Annotated in this window: 17 protein-coding genes; 7 read left to right on the forward strand and 10 right to left on the reverse strand. The window is 50.7% G+C overall.

Annotation, left to right across the window (positions count from 1 at the left end; genetic code table 11):
• Nucleotides 1-4 precede the first annotated feature (4 nt).
• From AWU77_RS01465 to AWU77_RS01495, 7 genes are all read left to right on the forward strand, one after another.
• Entirely contained in the window at nucleotides 5-1,162 is a 1,158-nt protein-coding gene (locus AWU77_RS01465) for a DUF5924 family protein (protein ID WP_202966601.1), read from the forward strand.
• 85 nt (nucleotides 1,163-1,247) lie between these two features.
• Nucleotides 1,248-2,633, forward strand: coding sequence for a glycosyltransferase family 4 protein (locus AWU77_RS01470; protein ID WP_062058137.1), 1,386 nt, complete (start codon nucleotides 1,248-1,250; stop codon nucleotides 2,631-2,633).
• The gene (locus AWU77_RS01475) at nucleotides 2,620-3,324 is read left to right on the forward strand and encodes a class I SAM-dependent methyltransferase (protein WP_062058141.1); all 705 of its coding nucleotides are present in this window, start codon (nucleotides 2,620-2,622) and stop codon (nucleotides 3,322-3,324) included. The genes AWU77_RS01470 and AWU77_RS01475 overlap by 14 nt, the downstream gene beginning before the upstream one ends.
• Before the next feature lie 101 nt (nucleotides 3,325-3,425).
• Nucleotides 3,426-4,514 carry a prenyltransferase gene (locus AWU77_RS01480; protein WP_062058144.1) on the forward strand — a complete coding sequence of 363 codons (1,089 nt, stop codon included), beginning with the start codon at nucleotides 3,426-3,428 and terminating at the stop codon, nucleotides 4,512-4,514.
• Between the two features lie 59 nt (nucleotides 4,515-4,573).
• Nucleotides 4,574-5,299 carry a 16S rRNA (uracil(1498)-N(3))-methyltransferase gene (locus tag AWU77_RS01485; RefSeq protein ID WP_062058147.1) on the forward strand — a complete coding sequence of 242 codons (726 nt, stop codon included), beginning with the start codon at nucleotides 4,574-4,576 and terminating at the stop codon, nucleotides 5,297-5,299.
• Nucleotides 5,300-5,513: 214 nt separating this feature from the next.
• Entirely contained in the window at nucleotides 5,514-5,975 is a 462-nt protein-coding gene (locus tag AWU77_RS01490) for a tRNA-uridine aminocarboxypropyltransferase (RefSeq protein WP_084617894.1), read from the forward strand.
• A 197-nt stretch (nucleotides 5,976-6,172) separates the two neighbouring features.
• A complete protein-coding gene (locus AWU77_RS01495; RefSeq protein WP_152625219.1) occupies nucleotides 6,173-6,433 on the forward strand; it encodes a hypothetical protein in 261 nt (86 codons plus the stop codon).
• A gap of 325 nt (nucleotides 6,434-6,758) precedes the next feature.
• Here the strand turns inward: AWU77_RS01495 and AWU77_RS01500 are convergent, their stop codons facing one another.
• From AWU77_RS01500 to pilG, 10 genes are all read right to left on the reverse strand, one after another.
• Nucleotides 6,759-7,415 (reverse strand): hypothetical protein, encoded by a 657-nt coding sequence (locus AWU77_RS01500; RefSeq protein WP_062058156.1) that lies wholly within the window; start codon nucleotides 7,413-7,415, stop codon nucleotides 6,759-6,761.
• A 93-nt stretch (nucleotides 7,416-7,508) separates the two neighbouring features.
• The gene (locus tag AWU77_RS01505; protein WP_062058159.1) at nucleotides 7,509-7,847 is read right to left on the reverse strand and encodes an FKBP-type peptidyl-prolyl cis-trans isomerase; all 339 of its coding nucleotides are present in this window, start codon (nucleotides 7,845-7,847) and stop codon (nucleotides 7,509-7,511) included.
• Between the two features lie 23 nt (nucleotides 7,848-7,870).
• Nucleotides 7,871-8,356, reverse strand: coding sequence for a chemotaxis protein CheW (locus tag AWU77_RS01510; RefSeq protein WP_062058162.1), 486 nt, complete (start codon nucleotides 8,354-8,356; stop codon nucleotides 7,871-7,873).
• 69 nt (nucleotides 8,357-8,425) lie between these two features.
• Nucleotides 8,426-9,343 carry a chemotaxis protein CheB gene (locus AWU77_RS01515; protein ID WP_062058166.1) on the reverse strand — a complete coding sequence of 306 codons (918 nt, stop codon included), beginning with the start codon at nucleotides 9,341-9,343 and terminating at the stop codon, nucleotides 8,426-8,428.
• Nucleotides 9,344-9,352: 9 nt separating this feature from the next.
• Nucleotides 9,353-16,243: an Hpt domain-containing protein gene (locus AWU77_RS01520; RefSeq protein WP_062058169.1), complete on the reverse strand. Its 6,891-nt coding sequence runs from the start codon at nucleotides 16,241-16,243 to the stop codon at nucleotides 9,353-9,355.
• Nucleotides 16,244-16,272: 29 nt separating this feature from the next.
• Nucleotides 16,273-17,130, reverse strand: coding sequence for a protein-glutamate O-methyltransferase CheR (locus AWU77_RS01525; protein WP_062058173.1), 858 nt, complete (start codon nucleotides 17,128-17,130; stop codon nucleotides 16,273-16,275).
• A gap of 57 nt (nucleotides 17,131-17,187) precedes the next feature.
• Entirely contained in the window at nucleotides 17,188-19,347 is a 2,160-nt protein-coding gene (locus AWU77_RS01530) for a methyl-accepting chemotaxis protein (RefSeq protein WP_062058176.1), read from the reverse strand.
• Between the two features lie 126 nt (nucleotides 19,348-19,473).
• Nucleotides 19,474-20,016 carry a chemotaxis protein CheW gene (locus AWU77_RS01535; protein WP_062058180.1) on the reverse strand — a complete coding sequence of 181 codons (543 nt, stop codon included), beginning with the start codon at nucleotides 20,014-20,016 and terminating at the stop codon, nucleotides 19,474-19,476.
• A 131-nt stretch (nucleotides 20,017-20,147) separates the two neighbouring features.
• Nucleotides 20,148-20,510 (reverse strand): PleD family two-component system response regulator, encoded by a 363-nt coding sequence (locus AWU77_RS01540; protein ID WP_062058183.1) that lies wholly within the window; start codon nucleotides 20,508-20,510, stop codon nucleotides 20,148-20,150.
• Between the two features lie 162 nt (nucleotides 20,511-20,672).
• A complete protein-coding gene (gene pilG, locus AWU77_RS01545) occupies nucleotides 20,673-21,068 on the reverse strand; it encodes a twitching motility response regulator PilG (RefSeq protein WP_007639219.1) in 396 nt (131 codons plus the stop codon).
• Nucleotides 21,069-21,139 lie beyond the last annotated feature (71 nt).

The following is a 21,139-nucleotide window of genomic DNA, read 5'->3' on the forward strand; positions in this document are numbered from 1 at the left end:
GCATATGATTGCAATGGTTAATACCCTGAAAGGCTGGGTGCCCCGTGTTGTGGCGATTACCGAGCGCGTCCCTTGGGCGATACCGCTGTTTGGTTTTGGCTCGGGTTTAGCTAGTTTTTTTCTGGTCGAACGCAAAGAAGAAATCGCGCAATTTATTGCGGTCATGATGCTGGCCAGTTGGTGCTGGCTGACCTTGGAAAAAGTCTTGCGGCGCTACTTCGCGCGCTGGTTTGGCGTGCAATTGCCGCCACCGGTGCTGAACTATTTTGCGCAAATAGTGCATCAGGAAAGCCTCTTTTTTATTATCCCTTTCTTTTTTATCACCACTGCGTGGAATAGCGGACAGATGGTATTTACTGGCTTATTACTGGTCAGTGCCTTTATCTCCATTATCGATCCCCTGTATTTCCGCTGGCTCGCGCCCCGCCGCTGGCTCTATTTCAGTTTTCACGGGGTTACTCTATTTGCTGTTTTGCTCACCGCGCTGCCAATTATCTTTCAGTTGCCCACCTGGAAAAGTTATATCTGGTCGTTGGCGATTGCCTTGGCTATTACCCTGCCCAATGTGGCGAGTGAACTAGCCTGGCGTTGGTGGCAGCGTACTCTGGCGATCATCCTATTAGCCGCTGTAGTTACCCTCCTCGCGTTGGTATTGCGCCCCTGGGTGCCTCCGGCCACCTTGTGGTTAACCGAAGTAGCTATTACCCAGCAGTTTGATGGAGAAAAACGCGCGCCTGAAACGTCGCTTAAAAGCATCACCGAGCAGCAGCTGCAAAGCGGCTTGTATGCGTACACCGCCATTCATGCGCCACGAGGATTGCGGGAGCGGATTTATCATGTGTGGACGTTAAACGGTAAACCGATTGATAAGGTGGCGCTGGAGATTAATGGCGGGCGCCAAGCCGGATATCGCGCCTGGTCGCACAAGGTCAATTTTCCTGCAAACTCGCTTGGTCGCTGGCAAATTCATGTGATGACGGAAGCCAATCAGCTGATCGGTGTGTTGCGTTTTAATGTGGTTACCGCAATGGACGCTGCGGCAGTAAATGATGCCCATCTGGATTCGTCGGCAGAAACCATCACACCTGCTTCACCATCGAGCGCTACACCAGATGGCTTAATGAAAGAACAATTGCTAGAAATGACCGGGCAGAATAAATAAAACCCTGGTTCAGAACCGGGTTTATTTGGAGCTAGTTGCCGCTCTGCGCCTATAATGCGCAGACTTAATAAGGTAATTGCGCTTCATGTCTTATACACCGGTTACTTATCGTCAGCCTCTCGCTTCCCCTAGTGATACAGCAGCGCCAGTTGCTGCCCATCGCGGCCAGACCTCAGCGCCTTTGCGTATCGCCTTACTCGGCTATCGCAGTCATCCGCATGTAGGCGGGCAGGGGATTTATCTACATTATCTGAGTAAAGCGCTGGTGGAGTTGGGTCACAGTGTCGATGTAATATCTGGCCCGCCTTATCCTGAACTTGATCCGCGGGTGCGATTAATTACCTTGCCCAGTTTGGATTTATACGCGCACCCCAATCCCACCCGCGCATTGAAATTAAAACATTGTTTATCGCTCGCGGATTTTTACGAGTGGTGGAGCAAGTTGAGCGGCGCGTTTGGTGAACCCTATAGTTTTGGTCGCCGTTTGAATCGCTACTTCAAAAAACATAAGCCCCAGTATGATATTGTTCACGACAACCAAAGCCTTTGCTTCGGCTTGCTCGATTTACAAAAGCGTGGCGTGAATGTAATCGCCACCGTGCATCACCCCATCACCCAAGACCGCAACCTCGCCCTCGCTGCCGCAACAACCAAAGGCCAGCGCTGGTTGATTAAGCGCTGGTACAGTTTTTTGGCGATGCAACAACAGGTGGTGCAACAACTCAACCATGTGATCACCGTATCGCAGCAATCCCAGCGGGATATAGTCGCGGCCTTTCATCGCCCGGCTGACCAAATTCAGGTTATTCCCAACGGCGTCGATGCGACTATTTTTAAGCCGCTCGATACTATCCTTCGCACCCCATTGCGTTTAATTACTACCGCTTCTTCCGATCAGCCCTTAAAAGGTTTGAGCATTTTATTGCGCGCGCTGGCAAATTTACGCAGAGAGTTTCCCGCGTTACAGCTAATCGTAATTGGCAAACTAAAAGAAAACGGCGAAACCGAACAAGAATTACAACAGTTACAGCTGCAAGACGCGGTGCAATTTAAATCCGGCATCAGCAATCAACAACTCGTCGAAGAATATGCGCAAGCGAGCATCGCTATAGTTCCTTCACTCTATGAAGGTTTTGGTTTGCCCGCCGCAGAAGCTATGGCCTGCGGTGTGCCATTAATTTGTAGCGATGGCGGCGCACTGCCGGAAGTAGTCGGCAATGCCGCACGTTTAGTTCGCGCCGGAAGTGTGGAAGATTTACAACAAGCGCTAACAGAATTACTCAGCAATGCAAGCGCTCGCGAACAGCTAGGCGCGCAGGGCAGGGCGCACATACTGCAGCAACTCAGTTGGGTTTGCGTGGCAAAAAAAATGGAACACTTTTATTATCAAACGCTGACCCAATCCGTACCGAGTGCATCTGTTTCAACCGCTGAATTAGCCAGTGAGCAACTACCCAATGCTTACGATTAATTTTCGCGATTTTCCACTCGCTAGCGGTGATTTAGTATTGGACTTGGGTTGCGGCGAAGGTCGCCATGTGATCAATGTGTATTTACAGGCCGATGTCACCGCTGTAGGTGTAGATTTAAATCAAGGCGATCTGCTCACCAGCCGCGAGCGATTTTTACCTTTTGCACAAGTATCAAAAAATAAACAATTTTATTTACAACAAGCCGATGCGACCAAGTTGCCCTTTGCCGATAACAGCTTCGATAAAATTATTTGCAGCGAAGTGTTGGAACATATTCCAGATTACCAAGCAGTGCTGGCGGAAATTGAGCGGATTTTAAAACCGGGTGGTCTGCTAGCGATTAGTGTGCCGCGCGCCTGGCCAGAAAAAATTTGTTGGTGGTTGAGTGATGAGTACCATCAAGTAGAAGGCGGGCACATTCGCATTTTTAACGGAAAAAAATTGCGCCGCGAAATTGAAACGAAACCATTTATGTTTTACCAGCGCCACTGGGCGCACGCGCTTCATTCGCCGTTTTGGTGGATGAAATGCCTCTGGTGGAAAACGCAAGATACTAATCCGCTCATCAAACTTTATCACCGCCTCTTGGTGTGGGATTTAATGGAAAAGCCATGGCTTACCCAAACCCTGGAAAAAATCCTCAACCCGATTATGGGCAAAAGTGTGGTGATGTATTTTGTTAAAAAATAATCTACGTAGGATGGGTGGAGCTTGCGATACCCATCGACCGAGATGGGTATCGTTGCACTCCACCCATCCTACAAAAAAAGATAACAGGTAGTATTGAGCCTATGAAAAATCTATTACTCACTAAAGGCTTTTTCCCTGAGGGTTTATTGCGCCCAACCATTAACTACATTTTACAAACCCAATTAGCTAATGGTTGTATTCCCTGGTTTACCGGCGGAAAGGCCGACCCTTGGGATCATATTGAAGCGGCCATGGGTTTAACCATTGGCGGTGAACTGGCCGCCGCGCGCCGCGCGTATCAATGGCTGGTGGATGAGCAACTTGCTGATGGTAGTTGGTGGGCGAATTATTTAGATGATCAACCGGTCGATAAAAATCATCGCGAAACCAATTTTATCGCCTATATCGCTACCGGTATTTGGCATTATTATTTAGTCACTGAAGATAAAAACTTTCTGCGTGATTTTTTCCCCGCAGTAAAAAAAGCCATCGACTTTGTGTTGCGCTATCAGGCACCGACCGGCGAAATCTATTGGGCAGTAGCGGAAGATGGCAGCGCCAAACAAGATGCCTTAGTAACCGCATCCAGCTCAATTTATAAAAGTCTTGAATGTGCGCTGTTAATCGCACAGACACTCGGTGAAGAATCTGCCAGTTGGTATAAGGCTTATCAACAATTAGGCAATACACTGCGCCATCACCCCGAATGTTTTGACCGCACCTGGGAGCCGAAAACTCGTTTCTCTATGGATTGGTTTTACCCGATCCTCACCGGCATAGCCCAAGGCAAAAATGCACAACAGCGCATCGACGCTAAATGGAATACCTTTGTTGAACCCAATATCGGCTGCCGCTGCGTGAGCGATGAACCCTGGGTCACAGTGGCAGAATCCTGTGAATTAACCCTCGCACTTTTAGCTGCAGGCGAACACGCAAAAGCAGTGACTTTATTTAGCTGGTTATTTCAATTCAAAGATCAGGATGGCGGTTATTGGACGGGTTACAATTTTCGCGATGAGGTAATTTGGCCGCAGGAAAAAACCACCTGGACCGCGGGCGCGATTTTATTGGCCGCCGATGCCCTCACCGAGCATACAGGTGCCGCCCAATTATTTATTCAATCTGCACTGAGTTTAGATTCCGCACGGGTTAAAACTAACCAATGCACAGCAAAACGGAACACTGATTGATGTTCATCCGATTAGATTTTTTAGCCAAACTCATTTGATCTTTAGCGAAGCTAGCGACTATGCGAATCCCACGAATTTACACCGAGCAAAATTTATTAAGCGGCGAACAGATAGCATTGGAAGAAGCGGCCTCGCACCACTTAAGTAAAGTGCTGCGCATGCAGCCGGGGCGCGAGCTAATTCTGTTTAACGGCGCCGGAGGTGAATTTGCTGCAACCATTCACGAAGTCACCAAAAAGTATGTGACCGTCAGCATTGCCGAACACACAGTAGACGACCGTGAATCGCCGCTGGAATTGGAATTAGCCATTGGCATATCCCGCGGAGAGCGCTTTGAATGGGTACTGCAAAAAGCCACTGAACTCGGCGTTACTAAAATTACGCCGCTGATTACCGAGCGCACCGAAGTGAAAGTAGGTGGTGACCGACAAGAAAAAATGCACGACCGCTGGCAGCACATTCTGATCAGCGCCTGCGAGCAGTGCCAGCGCAATTTATTACCCGTGCTGAGTGCACCGGTGCAAATTTCGGATTGGTTACCGCAAGTAAAATCCGACCTGCGTTTTGTCCTGCATCACCGCGACAGCAAACGTCTGCCTGCCGAACAAAAACCCGAAAGCGTCACCCTGCTTATCGGCCCCGAAGGCGGCCTCAGCGAGCGCGAAATCGCCCATGCCCTTGAGCAAGATTTTAATGCGTTAACCTTAGGGCCAAGAGTATTAAGAACTGAGACAGCACCAGTCGCGGCAATTAGTTTAGTGCAGTATTTATGGGGGGATTTTTGAGTTTAACTACTGTGATAAAGCAACCTTCTCGCCTCCAATAGGCAATTGGACGGAACTGTAATAGGCAATTGGACGCAAGTCTAACCGTCTTCCTGCCCATTCAATGGGAAGATGAGTGCCTTGTACTACTACCTAAAGGCGCCATTAATTTCATCCTTAATGATTATTTGTATGGCGTAGTATTTGTGGGGGGAAGGGGTTTAATAAAAAACGAATGAAAATATTTTTACTCACTCATGAACGCGAACTGCAGCGCTTAACCAATACCGGCGCGTTGGCAACAAAGGTTGCGCCTGAAATCGTAGAGCGAATCGTCTGGGCGAGAAACATACCTGATCCGTCGTTGCTGGATGCAATCAACCACGGAAATACGGTATTGCTGTACCCAACAGACGATTCCGATTTTGCACCAATCGAATCGTTTGAAAATATCATTTTGCTGGATGCCACCTGGCAGGAAGCACGCAAAATGTTTAATAAAAGCCCTTATTTAAAAAACCTACCCAGAGCGCAGATCAAACCCCGGCAAGCATCCCAATATCAGCTAAGGCGCAATCAGCCGGAGGGAGGATTGTGTACGGCTGAGTGTGTGGTGGAAATACTCATTGCAAAAAATCAGATTTATGTTGCTGGGCGTTTGGATGCTGCATTTACAATTTTTAATTCGCAGCCATAGCGCTGTCCCTACGCATTCCTGATGCTGAACTATCACTAACTATGTATCCAACCACACAGACAGACGTAGCAAAAGCCTAATAGGATAAATGTGTTCCAGTTAAATTGAGCTGATGAACGCCAACCTTCTGTACAAAGTCTACAGTGACTAAGTTGATTAACTTGAGATACATGCCTTTTAATAACGCGGTGGTTTATATGTCTAATGAGTTGAAATTTGAATATGAAGGCATGGAGGTCAGCGTGATTTACAATCCAGCAACAAATAGCGTTAAGCGCATCGTTACCGAATCCGGTACGGAAATTCATAACGATGAATTAACCTTTGATAAATCGGCAGTCGCAAATTTCGGAGTAATGAGCGCGGAAGAGCAGGCAAAAATAGCGACTGCTTGGGGTGCAGCAGGAATTAAAACAAGAATAGAAGAGGGGCAGCTTGGTTCAATTAAAAACGCTTAGTGTGCTTACCAATATAGTAGGCTGCAACTATGCATCCTACGCCAATTAGGATTACCGGAAATCCGTCTATCAGTCCACGACGAAAGACGCCTTTAATGATATTACTGTACCGATCACATAAAGCCACAACACAAATTTATTCATAATTAAATTTTTGCTGTGTTCGGTCAATAATGGAATTTGGTATGTTATCGCAGTCAATAAGCAAAGCAATATTTTTGGTTTCTGACATTGGGGTTTCCTGTGGGAGCATTTATAGGCCGCTTTCGATCAAAAGTAGCCTAATAAAATTGCTCCAGACAAAACAGTACGTGGCAATAAACAACTACTTTTGAGCTAAAACTTTTTCGATATTGTCAGAAAGAAGGCGATCATTCACAGCTACAACATAGCAAGCTTGGCGTCGTGTAGGATCTTTGTGTTTCTTTGCGAGGCGATTGCAATGAAACAAAGCTCTTTCTATAGCAATTTCTTCGGTGATATAGGCATTCAAGTGGCCTTGTGCATTGATCCCAAAATTGTTGGTGGCATAAGCTTTATTTGCTTTGGCGTTCTGGTAGGCTTTCTTAAAATAGTAGTTTTTAAATAATTTTTTAACTTCATCTGATTGACTGTCGATGTTTAATGATTTTATGTCTGCCGGTTCGCTAATTTCTTTCGGGATATTACGCGTTTTTTCACTAGTGATTTTTCCGTCGATTGAAATAATGTTGCAATCCCACTGATATTTTTCTTTGCAATTTTTCTTTGCACTTTTTATCGCTTCTTCTGGCGAACTCCCCTCGCCATAAGCTGACCCGGGTTCCATAAATTGAGGAACAGCAAATGCTTTATGTTTTGCACTCTTTTTTAAATATTGTTGATAGGTGTGATATTGCTGAAAATCGACAAGTTCAAATGGTATTTTTTGATCAGCAAGGCAAAAGGATGAAAAAGCAGTGAAAGATACTGCCGTGAGAAGAGATGTGATTCCTGAACGCATTAATTGCTCCTTATAAAAAATTGGATATTTGTGTAGGTTTTTACCTTAGTATTGATTTTAGTTTGTTGTAGTTAATAACTGCGGCATAGTGAATCAGTCATCCCTCGTCAGCACTTCCAACAACTCAATCTCAAACACCAAATTCGAATTGGGTTTTATCAGCGCGCCGATTTGGCGTTCGCCGTAGGCTAAGTGGGCGGGAACTTGCAGTTTGCGTTTGCCGCCTACTTGCATGCCCATTAGGCCTTGATCCCAGCCTTTTATCACGCGGCCGGTGCCGATAACACATTGGAAGGGTTTGTTGTGGCGGTGGGAGGAATCGAATTCGGTGCCGTCTTCGAGCCAGCCGGTGTAGTGGGTGGTGATGAGGGCGCCTTTGACGACGGTTTTACCGTCGCCAAGTTGCAGGTCTTCAATGATGAGGTCGTTCATAGCTGAGGGGGTTGTGCGGGGGATTAATTATCTAAGTGCAGATAATCCAGAAACGCGCGCTCCATGGCTTCTACATTGGGTATTACCGCTTCTTCGCCCGCCCAGGAGACGTGCATAAGTTCGAAGGGTTTGTTGTCGCTGTCTTCGCGTTCAGAAATTTCTTCTTCCGTAACACGCGCCAAACGGGGCAAGCCCTGGGTGAGGATGGCGATAAATGGCAGGGATTCGTGTGCGCCAGTGGTGTTAAGTACGGCAAAACGCGAGCGGCTGGCGACGCCGGGTTTGTCTTCGCCGTTCATCACTTCAAAGGAGAAGAGCGGAATGGTCTGTTCGCGCCAGTTGCAGTTGCCGAGATACCAAGCAGGCGCATCGGCGACAGGAATCACTTGGGACACAGGAACAATTTCGGCCACGGTCACGTTGGGGGCAAGCAGCAGGCGCCCCTGAAGCGGAATGAGCAGGCTGGCGACTTCTTGTATCTTTTTCTCGATGCGCTGGGGAGCTCTCATGAAGATCTGATCCTGTTGGTTCTTGTTGTGCTTATTAATTGTCGCTAGCGAATGCCCTGATCAGATTCGTTAGCGCTTTAACTGTGCCAGTGCGCGCGCCAAATATTCGGGTGTGCCATTGAGGCTGACACAACCAGTGGCGAGGGCGGAAACGGGCATTGAATCGCTGGTGCAATCCGCGGGCGATTGCGCCCAGGCCTTGCCGCCAACTTGTTTAATCAAGCGGCAACTGGCCGCGCCATCATCACCCATGCCGGTAAAAATAATCAAGCCGCAGCGCTCGCGGTAAATGCGCGCGGCATTGGCGGCTAACTGGTCAATCGAGGGGGCATAACTGCCTTTCCATGACTGGCCATAATTCACTACTAGGGTGCCGTTTGCCAAAATTTCAACCGGGTCGCGGGCGGTTACCAGGGTCAGACTATTGGCTTCTAGTACCACACCTTGTGTTGCCACCATCGCTGGGTAGCTACCTGCATTGGTCATCATGCGGTTCAGTGTTACCGCCTGGTTTGCATCTATATGTTGCACGTACAAAAAGGCGATGCCCAGATTGGCGGGCAGTTGCGCCAGAAACCGTTTTACTGCTGCCGGGCCGCCGGTAGACGCGGCCAGTACCCAGAGTTCACTGGCGGGATTGGCCTGTTGCAGGTTGATGTCGCCGCGCAACCGTTGCAAACGTAGGCCCGTGCGCCGCAACCAGGCGCTGTGTTCGTCGCTGCCCGGCGCAAATTCGCTGCTGTCGCTGAGGATAATCGGCACCCGGCTCTGTGCGAATAACTGCTCCAGCAGTTGTTGGTCGTCGCAATAATCCTCGGCGACATCGACTACCCAGGCATCCAGCGGTTGTTCAAGTAATTGTTGAGCTGCCGCTTCGCGCGCTGATAGCAGTAGATGGCAGCCCACCTTGTGACCCGAGTGAGCAATCAACTGGGTTAGCGCCTGCTGCTTGTGGGCACTATCGACCAGTATTCCCAGCTGCAGCATAGCGGCGCCTTATTTCACGGTTTTGCCGAGCAATTCGTTGATGTTGTTGAGCAGCAGATCTTCCTGATAGGGCTTGCCCATGTACTTGTTCACGCCGAGGCTAAAGGCGCGCTCACGGTGTTTTTCGCCCGTGCGCGAGGTGATCATGATGATCGGCAGATCTTTCAGGCGCGAACTGGTGCGAATATTTTTGGCGACTTCAAAGCCGTCCATACGCGGCATTTCGATATCCAGCAGCATCACATCGGGGATATGGTCTTGCAGCACTTGCAGTGCTTCTACCCCGTCTTTCGCGGTGATGACACGGAAGCCTTCGCGTTCCAGGAAGCGGCTGGTTACCTTGCGTACGGTTACCGAGTCGTCCACTACCATGACGGTCTTTTCCGACAGATCTTCCTCTGGTACGGCGCCCGCTTTGGCAGGCTCCAGCAATACGGTGCTCTGCAGACCGAGCGCCAGTTGTTCACGGATCATGGCGTGCAGATCCAGAATCACCACTACGCTACCGTCGCCCATTACCGTGGCGCCCGATACACCGCGCACCGCACTGAACTGGGCACCGAGGGTTTTCACCACAATCTCGCGTGAACCGAGCAGGCGATCCACTTGCAGCGCGACCGTGTGTTCGGTACTGCGTACTAACACCACCGGCAAAGGCAGGGTTTGACCATCGAGTTTCGGTTGGGCGCTGGAGTCGAGCAGGTTGCCGAGGTAGCGCACCAGATAGTTTTCGCCGGCGTAATCAAAGCGGGCGGTGTCATCTTGATAGTAGTGCTCCAGCTCAAACGGGCTGACGCGCACAATACCTTCGATCGAGTTTAGCGGGATGGCGTAAAGGTCGTCGCCAATTTGCACCATGAGCGCGCGGTTCACCGATACAGTAAACGGCAGGCGAATTGTAAACTCGGTGCCATTGCCCCAGTTGGAATCGATAAACATGGCGCCGCCGAGTTGTTTGATCTCGGAATGCACTACGTCCATGCCCACACCGCGGCCGGAAATTTGCGTTACTTTCTCTGCCGTACTGAAACCGGCATGCAGAATAAATTGGATGATGTCTTGATCGGCGAGTTGTGCATCAGCCGACATCAGGCCGCGTTCAACCGCTTTTTCACGCACACGCTTGAGGTTGATACCGCGCCCGTCGTCGATCAGGCGCAGGATCACATCGCCACCTTCGCGGCCGAGGGTTAGCAGGATGCGGCCATTGGGGTTTTTACCGGCGGCGATACGCTCATCGGGTGTTTCAATCCCGTGGTCAACCGCGTTGCGCAGCATGTGTTCAAGGGGCGCAACCATGCGCTCCAAGACGCTACGATCCAGTTCGCCTTCGACGTTATCCAGCTCGAAATCTACTTCTTTGCCCAGTTCGGTCGCGGCTTGGCGCACGATCCGGCGCAGGCGCGGTACCAAGCGGGAGAAGGGCACCATGCGCGAACGCATCAGGCCTTCCTGCAGGTCGGTATTAATCCGCGACTGTTGCAGCAGCAGGGTTTCGGTGTCGCGGGTTTTATCCGCGAGGGTGTATTTCAAGTCCATCAAGTCCGATGCGGATTCGATCAGCGAGCGCGACAGCTGCTGCAACTGCGAGTAACGGTCCATCTCCAGTGGGTCGAATTCTTCGTGTTGCATCATTTGTTCTTGGCGGAACAAGACCTGTGCTTCGGTTTCGATATCGAGGCGGCGCAACTGTTCTTGCAAACGCTGGATGGTGGAGTCCATCTCCTCGATAGATCCACTCAAGTCGATGACTTGTTGTTCCATACGGCCACGGCTGATGGAGGTTTCACCGGCAAGGTTTACCAGTTCTTCGAGTAATTCGGCCGAGACCTTAACCACTTCTTGCGGGCCAGTGCGGCGCGCCGCCAAATGCTGTACTTGCGCCGGGCCGCTGTTGCCAGAGCGCAGGCCGCTGCCGTATTCAGTGCCGGGAATAGCGCCTGGAACCGGTGCAACCGGTTTGGCTTTGGGGGCGAAGGTCAGTACGTTAGGTTTCTGACTGGGGCCATCATTGCGTGTATAGCTATCATTATCAGCGCTGTTGTCAGCTAGATCGCGGGTATTGTCGATAATAACAGTAGGTGTGCTGTAAGCAGGTTGCTCGTCGTGTAATACCGGAGGATCTTCGCTGAATTGAATACCTTCAACTACCTCATCAACGCTGACGTACTTATCCTCAGTTGTTAACTGATCGTCAACCGCGACATAGTTATCCAGTACCGGAATATCGGTTGCTTGCAGCTCATCATGGCTTGTTGCACCACTATTCATACGGGCTTGCGCCTGGCTAACGCCAGCGTGCATGCGGTCTTGGTAATCGTGCAGGCGATTGAAGAAAGACTGATCCAGCTCGGCATCGTCATCCATTTCGATCAGGATGGTTTCAAAGTCATGCGACAGGTCGCCCAAGTCGCTCAAGCCCGCTAACCGCGCACCGCCTTTGAATGTGTGCAGTGAACGTTTCAGTTCTTCGACGCAATCGGTGTTATTCCAATCGTCCTGCCACTCATTGAGCGAAGTGTCGATTTCTTCTAGCAGTTCGCCCGCTTCTTCGAGGAAGATCTCGACGATTTCTGGATCAAAGTCTTCATCTACTGTTTGCTCTGCCGGTGGTTGTGGCGCCACCAATTGAACCTCAGCCTGGGGTTCAATGCTCTCAGTAACGGGTAACTCGGCGACAGGTTCGTCGGCTTCTTCCTCTATTGCTTCTGGGAGTTCGCTTGCTACTGGATCTGGATTTACCTCTAGCTCTATAGCGATTTCGTCTTCGCTGCTGTCTGTTTCGAGGCTGTCTTCCTCAACCAAACTGATTTCGGGCAGCAGGGTGTAGGCTGTGTTATCTACTTCCTCATCAATAAGCTCGATGGTTTCATCGTCAGCTTGAGCCAGCGTGTCGTAGGGGGCCGGTTCGTCGAATTCAATCTCTTCATCCAGCTCGGCAAGAGGGATTTCTTCGGCGAATGATGCGTCATCTGCTTCAATCAGGGCGACTTCATCGCTTATCGCGGTTTCGTTCGCTGTATCTTCGTCGGCTGACGCCAGGTCTTCGATCAGGGGAATATCATCCTCGATTACGGGGATTTCTTCGTTGATCAAGGTGCTGAGCGTGACTGCTTCGGTGCTGAGTAATTCATCCAGCTCATCGTTAACGGCTTCGGGAATGCCGTTCAGGTTTTGACCTGCGGCAATGGAGTCGACCATGTCCAACAGGGCGATATGGGCATTGTTGAGAGTGGTGCAGACTGCGGGCGAACAGGCCAATTGTTTGGCGATCACAGTCTCATACACGCTGTGAATTTTCTCGCTTAGCTCAGCCATGGCGGGCAGATAAGCATGGGCGGCGGCTTTGGTCAGCTTGCCCAGCTCTTCCATTACCGGAATCAGCTGAATGGCATCGGATGGATTAGCCGCCCACTGGGCGATAATCTTGTCTGCATCCAGCAGCAGATTCATTTCCTCGGCCATAAAAATGGCGAGCAATTCGGGGTCTACCGGGCGTTTGCCGGTTTCATCCAGCTCTTGCAGGCTGACTAGCGGGGTGACATGTATGTCACGTAGTTCATTGACGCGCGCGATAAACTGATGGAGACGCGGAATATCAACTGACTCGCCCGCCTCGATTTGATGCAGCGCAATTTGGGTGTAACTGACGGCATCGCGCAGCAGTTGGAGGATATCGTCGTTGATATTGACGTGATAGGAGCGCAATTCTTTAACGAAGCGCTCCAGCGGCGTTGCCAACTCGGCCACTTGCGTGACTTCGGCCATATGTGCGCTGCCTTTGAGGGTATGCAGGGCGCGCTGCATGCCTTCGCTGGGTGGCTCGTAAATGGGCGCCTCTGCTTCCATACGCGCAATATAGTCTTCAACCACTTGCAGATGGGTGAGCGCTTCCGCGCCAAAGATTTCCCAGAGTTGGGCGTCTGGGTCATCTATATCAATATCGTCAGCGGCGGCGCTACTGAAGTTAAACGCGCTGGTTTGTTGTTCGCTATAAGCCTGAGCCAGTTGTGCGACTTCGTCTTCGTCAACTATTTCGACTTCATCTTCCAGCGTAATTAAGGGCGGTGTTTCCTCTTCAGCGCTGAAGTCGAGGACTTCATCTTGCTCATCCAGTTCAACCAGAGGTAGCTCGGCTATCTCCAGTGTTATCTCTTCATCAGCACTAACTTGAGCATCGTCTTGTTCGCTGGTGAAGTTAAGCTCATCGGATAGCTCCGCTATGGCTTCGCCATAGGCGGCTTCATCTTCCAGGTGAGGCTCTTCAATATCCGTTTCTTCCAGCTGAAGACCAAGGTCGCTATCTTGCTCATCGTCTTCGTCCGCTAGCAGCAGGTTCTCTTCGCTGTCGTCCGCTTCTGCTGCAGCGATTGGTGCTTGGTTATCGTCTAATTCATCCGACAACCCATCAGGGATGACGCCTTGTGCAAGCGATACTGCCTGCTGGCGATAGGTTTCAGCCAGTTCTGCATGAGGGTTGGGCAGATTGTCGCGGAAAGCGGCGATCATATCCGGCAGTAGGGAGCGCACTTTTTCGATAATCTGCACGTGCACAGCGCCAGCAACTATGGTGCGGTCGATCACGCGGTTAAGCATGTTTTCGATTGACCAGGCTAGCTCGCCAATTTCGTTGGCGCCAACCATGCGGCCACTACCCTTGAGGGTATGGAACGCGCGACGGAATTCGGTCAGTGCTTCTTTGTCGTCAAAGTTTTGCGCCCAGCGGGGGAAATACTCGGCGATAGTTTCGGTAACTTCTGTTGCTTCTTCGATGAAGATTTCGATGATTTCATCATCAATGTCGTCATCATCACGCTGAATAACAGGCGCGTCGGAGGTGGCGACTAAATCGCTTTCTTCTGGCGCGTCTGTGGCCTCTATCGCGAACGCATCTGTTTCAGCGGATTCTACTTCAGCAGTGTCAGCCAAATCGATTTCAGCGGCTGAAATTTCAGTAGCTTGCGCTGACTCGGTTTGATCTTCAGGCGCAGTGTCTTCAGCTGGTAACTGGGCTGAGGCGTAGCTGGCCGATAACTGTGCAAACTCGTCGTTAATTGAGTCTGTAATTGGGTCTGTAGCGTCTTGGTAGGCTGCGCTTAACTGTTCTGCAGCAGTTGCGTCGTCAATTACGTCAGGTGTTGATGTGTCATCATTAACGCTGGTGTTGTCCACCCGTGTATCGGCGGGTTTGGTAATTTTGGCAACTGCATAGCCAAGGCTGGCGACACTTTCTTCCGCCACGCTGAGCAGCAGGTCATTTTCCTCTTTGCGGCCGCCACTACTTAAGCGCTCTAAATAGTACTCAACACTGGTAATTGCATCGGCGAGGGTATCGAGTGTGGACCATTGGGGGGTTGCATCTTGCTGCAGCAATTGCTCTTCAATAAAGCGTGCGCAGGCGCCGAGAATTCGCGCCGGGCGCGGCAGCGGCATTATGTCTAATCCGCCGCGAATTTCGCGCAAAGTGGTAGGTACAGATTGCAGATGTTGGCGATTCCACTGCGACGCTATGTATTCAATAATTGCGTCTTTAGCGTGTTCAAGTCCGTTGCGCGATTCACGCAGCACCGACTCTTTGGCGCGGCTGAGGGTGATGTCGGAATCTTCACCGCTGTCGCCGTCCTGATTGCTCATTTCGGTCAAACTATCGAGTGAGTTCTCAATCGCAATCAATTGACTGGCGACAGCAATTAATTGCTCATCGGACAGCTGGCTATGGGATTCGACCACCAAATCCAATACTGCGCCCTGCTCGAGGATACTCTTGCGCAGGTCGCCCAAGCCGAGCACCGCCATGGTATCGGCAACGCGTTTGACAATTGGTAGGGCATTGCTGAGTGCGGACTGGGTATCACCGCCTGCAAGACAAGTGTCCAAACTATCTTTGATCAGGTTTAACTCTTCTTTCAGTGCACCCACTACTGAGCGCATTGCTTCGGCATCGGGTACCGAGAGCATGTTTTGACTATCTTCGCTGGTCTCTTTGCCTTCGAGCAGCGCCTCTTCAAGATGGTAGGTTTCGTAGATACGCTGTAACTGGGAGTTGGGCGGAAAGCCGGGAGCGTGTTTGCCCGCGCGCGCAACATAGTAGAGCAGGTTTTTAATCAGCTCGTCATTGGTAAAACTATTGAGTGCTTTGATGCCGTGAACGGCGAGCACTTTGATTTCTTTATCGAGCTGGCGGAGCAGATTTTTTACTGCGACGCTGATTTCAATCGCGTCGATTTCAATCGCTTCAACCAGTGCCAGCGATATATCCCAGAGCGCAAAACGCGCTGTACCGTGGGTGAGTTTTTGCAGACGGGAAAAAGCCTTGTGCAAGTAAGCGAGATTTTCTTCCGGATTCACATTGCGGATAAAACCCGACGCCGCATATTGATACATCTGGCGCAGTTTGAGCACCATCGCCTGAAATTGCACATTGTCGTTGGTAACGGGTAGGCGCGCGCCGGAGGCTTTTTTAGCTGGGGTCAGGTTGGGTACAAAGAGTTTGGTATCGGTTAGCAGGCTTTCGCCGCGCACCGCGCGCAAATCGTTGAGCAGTGGTAGAACCACCAGTGGATTATCTTTGCGCGTATTTTTGACTTGGTCGAGATACAGCGGGAATTGCAGAATTGCGCGCATCAGTACTTCTTGCGCTTCACCGCTGTTGGCGACTTTCTCGGCGATCATTGCCTGAGTCAGTTGTTCCATTTCGCTGGCCAGCATGGCCGCGCCATAGAACTCCACCATCTGCAGGCTGCCATGCACCTGATGGATATGGGTAAGGCAGAAGCGGATACGCGCCGCGTCTTTAGGATTTTCAACATAGCTTTCGAGGGCTTGGCGCGCTTCCTTCAGCGTCTCACTGATCTCATGGATCAACCAATCCAACGCGGCAAAATTGCGATTATCTGCCATGCAGAACGTTCCTCTCGTTGTTCTCGTTTTTATCGTTCTTCACGAACGTAAGCCTGCACTTGGTCATCGCCAGTGCGTTGCATTTCGGGGTGTTCCCAGTCCACTACTTCACCAAGACCAACAATCAGTAGGCCGCCTGGTTTCAAACGGTCGACTAACGCATTCAAAACATCACGGCGCAGCCAGCGGCGAAAATACACCAACAAGTTTTGGCAAAAAATCACATCCACTTGCACCATGGGGAGTTGGCGCGCGTGAACTATATTGGTGTGAGTAAAACATACGCGGTCGCGCAATTTATTCACTACCTCATAACTACCATCAGTACAGACCTGCAGGTAGCGTTTAACTTCATCGGGTTTTACCTGCTCCACACGGCGTTTGCTATAGCGGCCTTTACGACCGGCAGCTAAGGCCGACGAGCTGATATCCATGGCGGTAATACCGTAATAAGGGTTAATCGCCGCCAATTCAAAACAATCGTTGACTACCATTGCCAGTGAGTAGGCTTCTTCACCGGTTGCGCAGCCCATGCTCCAGATATCGAAACTGTTGTTCAGGGCTTTATTATTGATTTTTTGCTGCAGGTAATTGCGCACATATTCAATCGATTCGCGATGGCGGAAAAAACTGGTTTCTTTTACCGCAATGCGGTCGATCAAGCGCGACCACTCCACTTTGGCTTCAATTGTTTCTTGGGCGATAAACTGAAAATAACTATCGTAATTTTCATCGCCATGGTCGCGCATGCGCGAACTCATTTGCGATTCAAGCCAGGCTTTCTGCTGAAAAACAAGCTGGATACCGGTGCGCTCTTCCAGCAGCTTGCCCCATTGGAGAAACTGATCTTCGGTGAGTGTAGGTAGTGTGCGCAGTGACCAAGCCATAGGCAATATCTGTAAGTTACTGGCTGCGATGCCAGCGGGGCTGGCATCACTTGTTTATCAGGCTTTTGAGGTTTGGGCGAAAATGTCGTCGTCAGGCAACAATTCGTCGTCCAGATCGATCACTTCGGTATTGCTTTCGAACTCCATTGCCGGAGTGGTGGCCATGGCTTGGCGCGCGGCATTGGCGCGACCTTCCGACATAACCTCTTCTGGCAGTTTGAAACCGGCTACCGACTCACGCAGGTCGAGGGCCATTTCCGCGAGGTTACCAATCGATTGAGCGGTAGCCGAAGTACCGGCAGAGGTTTGGGTGGTAATCTCTTGAATAACGTTCATCGTGTTGGAGATGTGACCCGCAGACGATGCTTGCTGACGCGCAGCGTTGGAAATGTTCTGGATCAATTCCGCCAAGCTTGAGGATACGTTTTCAATTTCTTCCAGTGCCACACCCGCATCCTGTGCGAGGCGTGCACCGCGTACCACTTCAGAAGTGGTTTGTTCCATCGAAATTACCGCTTCGTTGGTATCGTTCTGAATGGTTTTTACCAGCGCTTCAATCTGCTTGGTTGCGGCTGCGGAACGTTCCGCAAGGCGTTGAACTTCGTCCGCTACCACCGCGAACCCGCGGCCTGCGTCACCGGCCATAGATGCCTGAATTGCTGCGTTAAGTGCGAGGATGTTGGTTTGGTCGGCAATGTCGTTAATCAAACTTACGATATCACCAATCTCTTGTGACGATTCACCGAGGCGCTTAATACGTTTGGAGGTGTCTTGAATCTGTTCACGAATGGTATCCATCCCGTGGATGGTGTTTTGTACCACTTTAGCGCCGTTGCCCGCGATTGATACCGCACGCTCTGCTACCGCTGCCGATTCGGCGGCGTTGGCAGATACCTGGTCAATGGTCACGGCCATTTCATTTACCGCCGCCGATGCACCGGCAATTTCTTGCGCCTGGTGTTCAGATGCTTCAGCGAGATGCAATGCAGTTTGCTGGGTCTCTTGCGCAGCGGCCGATACGTTTACCGCGGTTTCGTTGATTCGCGCTACCAGAATCCGCAGCTGGTCGATGGTGAAGTTAATAGAGTCAGCAATCGCACCGGTGAAGTCCTCGGTTACGGTCGCGGTAGTGGTCAAGTCACCGTCCGCGAGGTCGGCAAGTTCGTCGAGCAGACGCAAAATCGCGGTCTGGTTACGTTCGTTGGTATCGGCGGTTTCGTCAGCGCGTTTACGAGCGCCCATGTACTGGTTGAAACCCAGGAAGAACAAAGAGCCGAGTGTGATTGCGGCCAAAATAATAACTGTAGTGTTATTGATGAGCGGGCGGCTATCGGCCTGACTTGAAATCTTATCGGCAATAACTGCCAGACTTTGCAGCAGTTGTGGCGTATCGTTCAGCAATGCATCAGATGCCTGACGGGCGCGGGTCAGGGTAGTTGAACCTTCAACCATCTCTTGGATCGATTTGTTCACCCCTTCAAACAGGGTGGTAATTTGCTCGAGACTGGCGCGTGCTTGGGTGTCAGATACACGGGTAATACGCAGGGCAGGGTCGCCGTCTTTCATTGCAGTAAGTACGCGGGCGTAGAAGTTAGCGTCGCGGTTGAACTGATCAGCAGCGTCACCTGAGTCGGCGTCACCGCGCAGCATTTTATCTACGTTACGACCGATACGCTCGGCGCGCCAGGAGAGCAGCTGGGCTTGAATCGCTTGGTCGGCAGGTGCGCCGGATTCGAGCAAGATATCTACGATATTGTTGTGTTCAGTCTGCAGGGTCGGCAGGTTGTCGTTCAGGGTATTACCCACGTTGTTGAGCGATACAATCAGGTCTTTGTTGGTCGCAATTGCCTGGGCGTTGGTTTTTACCCGGTTCCAGATAGCGCCAAAGCTGTCGAACTCAGAGCTCAGTGTTTTTTGGGTGCGCTCGTCGCTGTTACGCAGCATATCCCAAGTGCCGCCCATGCTCTGCACCACGCCGGTCAGTTCACCGAAGGCTTTTTCATCGCCCGAGGTGGCATCGCGTGAGAGCGAGGTCAAGCGATAGGCTTGCGCACGCAAGTCACCCGCCTGTTGCAAGTAGCGCTGGTCGTTGCTCTTGCCCTGGTTAATCAGGAACAACAGTATCATTGCGGCGGCAAATGAAACCACCAGCAAGACCGCGGCAATAACAGTCGTCGGTTTTGCTCTGAAGGCGGCAATCTTTGAATCAGTTTTCATCTAAGCACTCCTAACCAGCGTTCGGTTTTATTTTTTCTATCCACTGCGTTTTTTACACTAGGTAAAAAAACTCAAATTGACTCTCAATCTAACATTTGGGCGTAATGGTCGTGGTCTATCTGTAAGCTAGGTTTTTGCCGCATTGGTAAAACGCGGATCTTCCGCCAGCAGGGCAGGACGGAACAGCGACCAGCGCTCCCCTCCCTGAGGATAACTACCGGTAACAAATGGCAAAATAGAGCTTGCTACAGCACCGGGCTGTTCACTGTATTCATCCATGGGAAAGTGTTGCATACCAAACACCTGGTCGACGATAAGGCCGGAGTAGAGTGTTTCGGTTTCTAATATCAATACCCGGCGGTGTTTACGTGTACCACCTAGTCGATCGCCAAAAAACATCGCCAAATCAAATAGTGGTAGCAACCGGCCGCGCACGTTGGCAACGCCTTTTACCCAGGGTTGCACACCGGGTAAGTGGGTGTGGTTGGGTACTTCCAGCATTTCTGAAATTTCACCAATAGGCACTACAAAGTAGCTGCCCATCAGCGCAAAGCCAATGCCGCTCCAATGGGGGCGTATATCCGCCTGTGCTGGCAGACCGCGTGCAGCGGCGCGGCTGCGCTGTGCCAATGTGAGCAGGGCCTGAAAGGCGGCCTGGGGTTCAGACATAAATCTATCCGTAACGGTCGTGTAACATCACTCGGATTCGACCCCTAGAGTCGATGAACTTGATGGTCGGTGATGATACTTGTTGTTATTGTCTCTCTATCATCCCTGTAGCCTGTGAACTTATCCTTTGTTTAGCGCAACACTTCGGCCATCGCGGCCATCAACACTTCTTGCGTAATCGGTTTAGACAAATAAGCTTTTGCACCTTGGCGCATGCCCCAAACGCGATCGGTTTGCTGGTCTTTAGTGGTCACAATAATAACGGGAATGTGCGCAGTTTCAGGGGTTTTTGACAATTGACGGGTTGCCTGAAAGCCGTTGAGGCCAGGCATAACAACATCCATCAGGACAACATCGGGCAGCTCTTTTTGCGCCATCACAATACCTGCTTCGCCGTTGTCGGCGGTCATGACCACATGGCCATTTTTTTCCAGCATGCTAGTGAGCGTGTAAGTCTCGGTTGGCGAATCGTCAATAATCAATACTCTGGCCATAAATGCTCCAAAAAAACGAATAATTGTTCCGCAGGCGATGCGGTGAGTGTTAAACAGTCCTTTGGATGTCGATCCAGACTATTACTCAGGTGACACCGGGAGCGTGTAGCGCGTTAGTAACAGTCAAAACCCCCACTAAGCGTATCTGGGATACGCCTATATTCAAGAGGCTTTTAAATGCTTGACGTGCGCTTCGATAGCGCCGAGTAACTCGCTTTTGCTAAACGGTTTGGTGAGGTACTGATCGGAGCCAACAATGCGCCCTTTGGCTTTGTCAAACAGACCATCTTTACTGGATAGCATGATGACCGGAGTGGTCTTGAATTCGCTGTTATTTTTGATCAGGGCACAGGTTTGATAGCCGTCGAGGCGCGGCATCATGATGTCCACAAAAATAATATCAGGGCGGGTATCGGCAATTTTTGCCAGAGCATCAAAACCATCGGTGGCGGTGATGACCATGCAGCCCGCTTTTTTGAGCAGTGTTTCAGCCGTGCGCCGGATGGTTTTGCTATCGTCGATAACCATCACTTTGAGGCTTTCGTAAGTTACTTCCATACTCTGACCTTGCCTTTTGTTATTGCCGTAGTTGCCAGATATACACGTTGATTGGTGAAACTTGAGTAACG

The sequence above is a fragment of the Cellvibrio sp. OA-2007 genome (assembly GCF_000953825.1).
GTDB lineage: Bacteria > Pseudomonadota > Gammaproteobacteria > Pseudomonadales > Cellvibrionaceae > Cellvibrio.

What these genes read in the sequence shown, in the direction of transcription:
- AWU77_RS01515 (WP_062058166.1), bottom strand. Translation starts at nt 9,343, where the DNA reads ATGCTGCAGCTGGGAATACTGGTCGATAGTGCCCACAAGCAGCAGGCG.
- AWU77_RS01485 (WP_062058147.1), top strand. Translation starts at nt 4,574, where the DNA reads ATGCGAATCCCACGAATTTACACCGAGCAAAATTTATTAAGCGGCGAA.
- AWU77_RS01480 (WP_062058144.1), top strand. Translation starts at nt 3,426, where the DNA reads ATGAAAAATCTATTACTCACTAAAGGCTTTTTCCCTGAGGGTTTATTG.
- pilG (WP_007639219.1), bottom strand. Translation starts at nt 21,068, where the DNA reads ATGGAAGTAACTTACGAAAGCCTCAAAGTGATGGTTATCGACGATAGC.
- AWU77_RS01470 (WP_062058137.1), top strand. Translation starts at nt 1,248, where the DNA reads ATGTCTTATACACCGGTTACTTATCGTCAGCCTCTCGCTTCCCCTAGT.
- AWU77_RS01495 (WP_152625219.1), top strand. Translation starts at nt 6,173, where the DNA reads ATGTCTAATGAGTTGAAATTTGAATATGAAGGCATGGAGGTCAGCGTG.
- AWU77_RS01500 (WP_062058156.1), bottom strand. Translation starts at nt 7,415, where the DNA reads ATGCGTTCAGGAATCACATCTCTTCTCACGGCAGTATCTTTCACTGCT.
- AWU77_RS01475 (WP_062058141.1), top strand. Translation starts at nt 2,620, where the DNA reads ATGCTTACGATTAATTTTCGCGATTTTCCACTCGCTAGCGGTGATTTA.
- AWU77_RS01525 (WP_062058173.1), bottom strand. Translation starts at nt 17,130, where the DNA reads ATGGCTTGGTCACTGCGCACACTACCTACACTCACCGAAGATCAGTTT.
- AWU77_RS01530 (WP_062058176.1), bottom strand. Translation starts at nt 19,347, where the DNA reads ATGAAAACTGATTCAAAGATTGCCGCCTTCAGAGCAAAACCGACGACT.
- AWU77_RS01490 (WP_084617894.1), top strand. Translation starts at nt 5,514, where the DNA reads ATGAAAATATTTTTACTCACTCATGAACGCGAACTGCAGCGCTTAACC.
- AWU77_RS01505 (WP_062058159.1), bottom strand. Translation starts at nt 7,847, where the DNA reads ATGAACGACCTCATCATTGAAGACCTGCAACTTGGCGACGGTAAAACC.
- AWU77_RS01520 (WP_062058169.1), bottom strand. Translation starts at nt 16,243, where the DNA reads ATGGCAGATAATCGCAATTTTGCCGCGTTGGATTGGTTGATCCATGAG.
- AWU77_RS01535 (WP_062058180.1), bottom strand. Translation starts at nt 20,016, where the DNA reads ATGTCTGAACCCCAGGCCGCCTTTCAGGCCCTGCTCACATTGGCACAG.
- AWU77_RS01540 (WP_062058183.1), bottom strand. Translation starts at nt 20,510, where the DNA reads ATGGCCAGAGTATTGATTATTGACGATTCGCCAACCGAGACTTACACG.
- AWU77_RS01465 (WP_202966601.1), top strand. Translation starts at nt 5, where the DNA reads ATGATTGCAATGGTTAATACCCTGAAAGGCTGGGTGCCCCGTGTTGTG.
- AWU77_RS01510 (WP_062058162.1), bottom strand. Translation starts at nt 8,356, where the DNA reads ATGAGAGCTCCCCAGCGCATCGAGAAAAAGATACAAGAAGTCGCCAGC.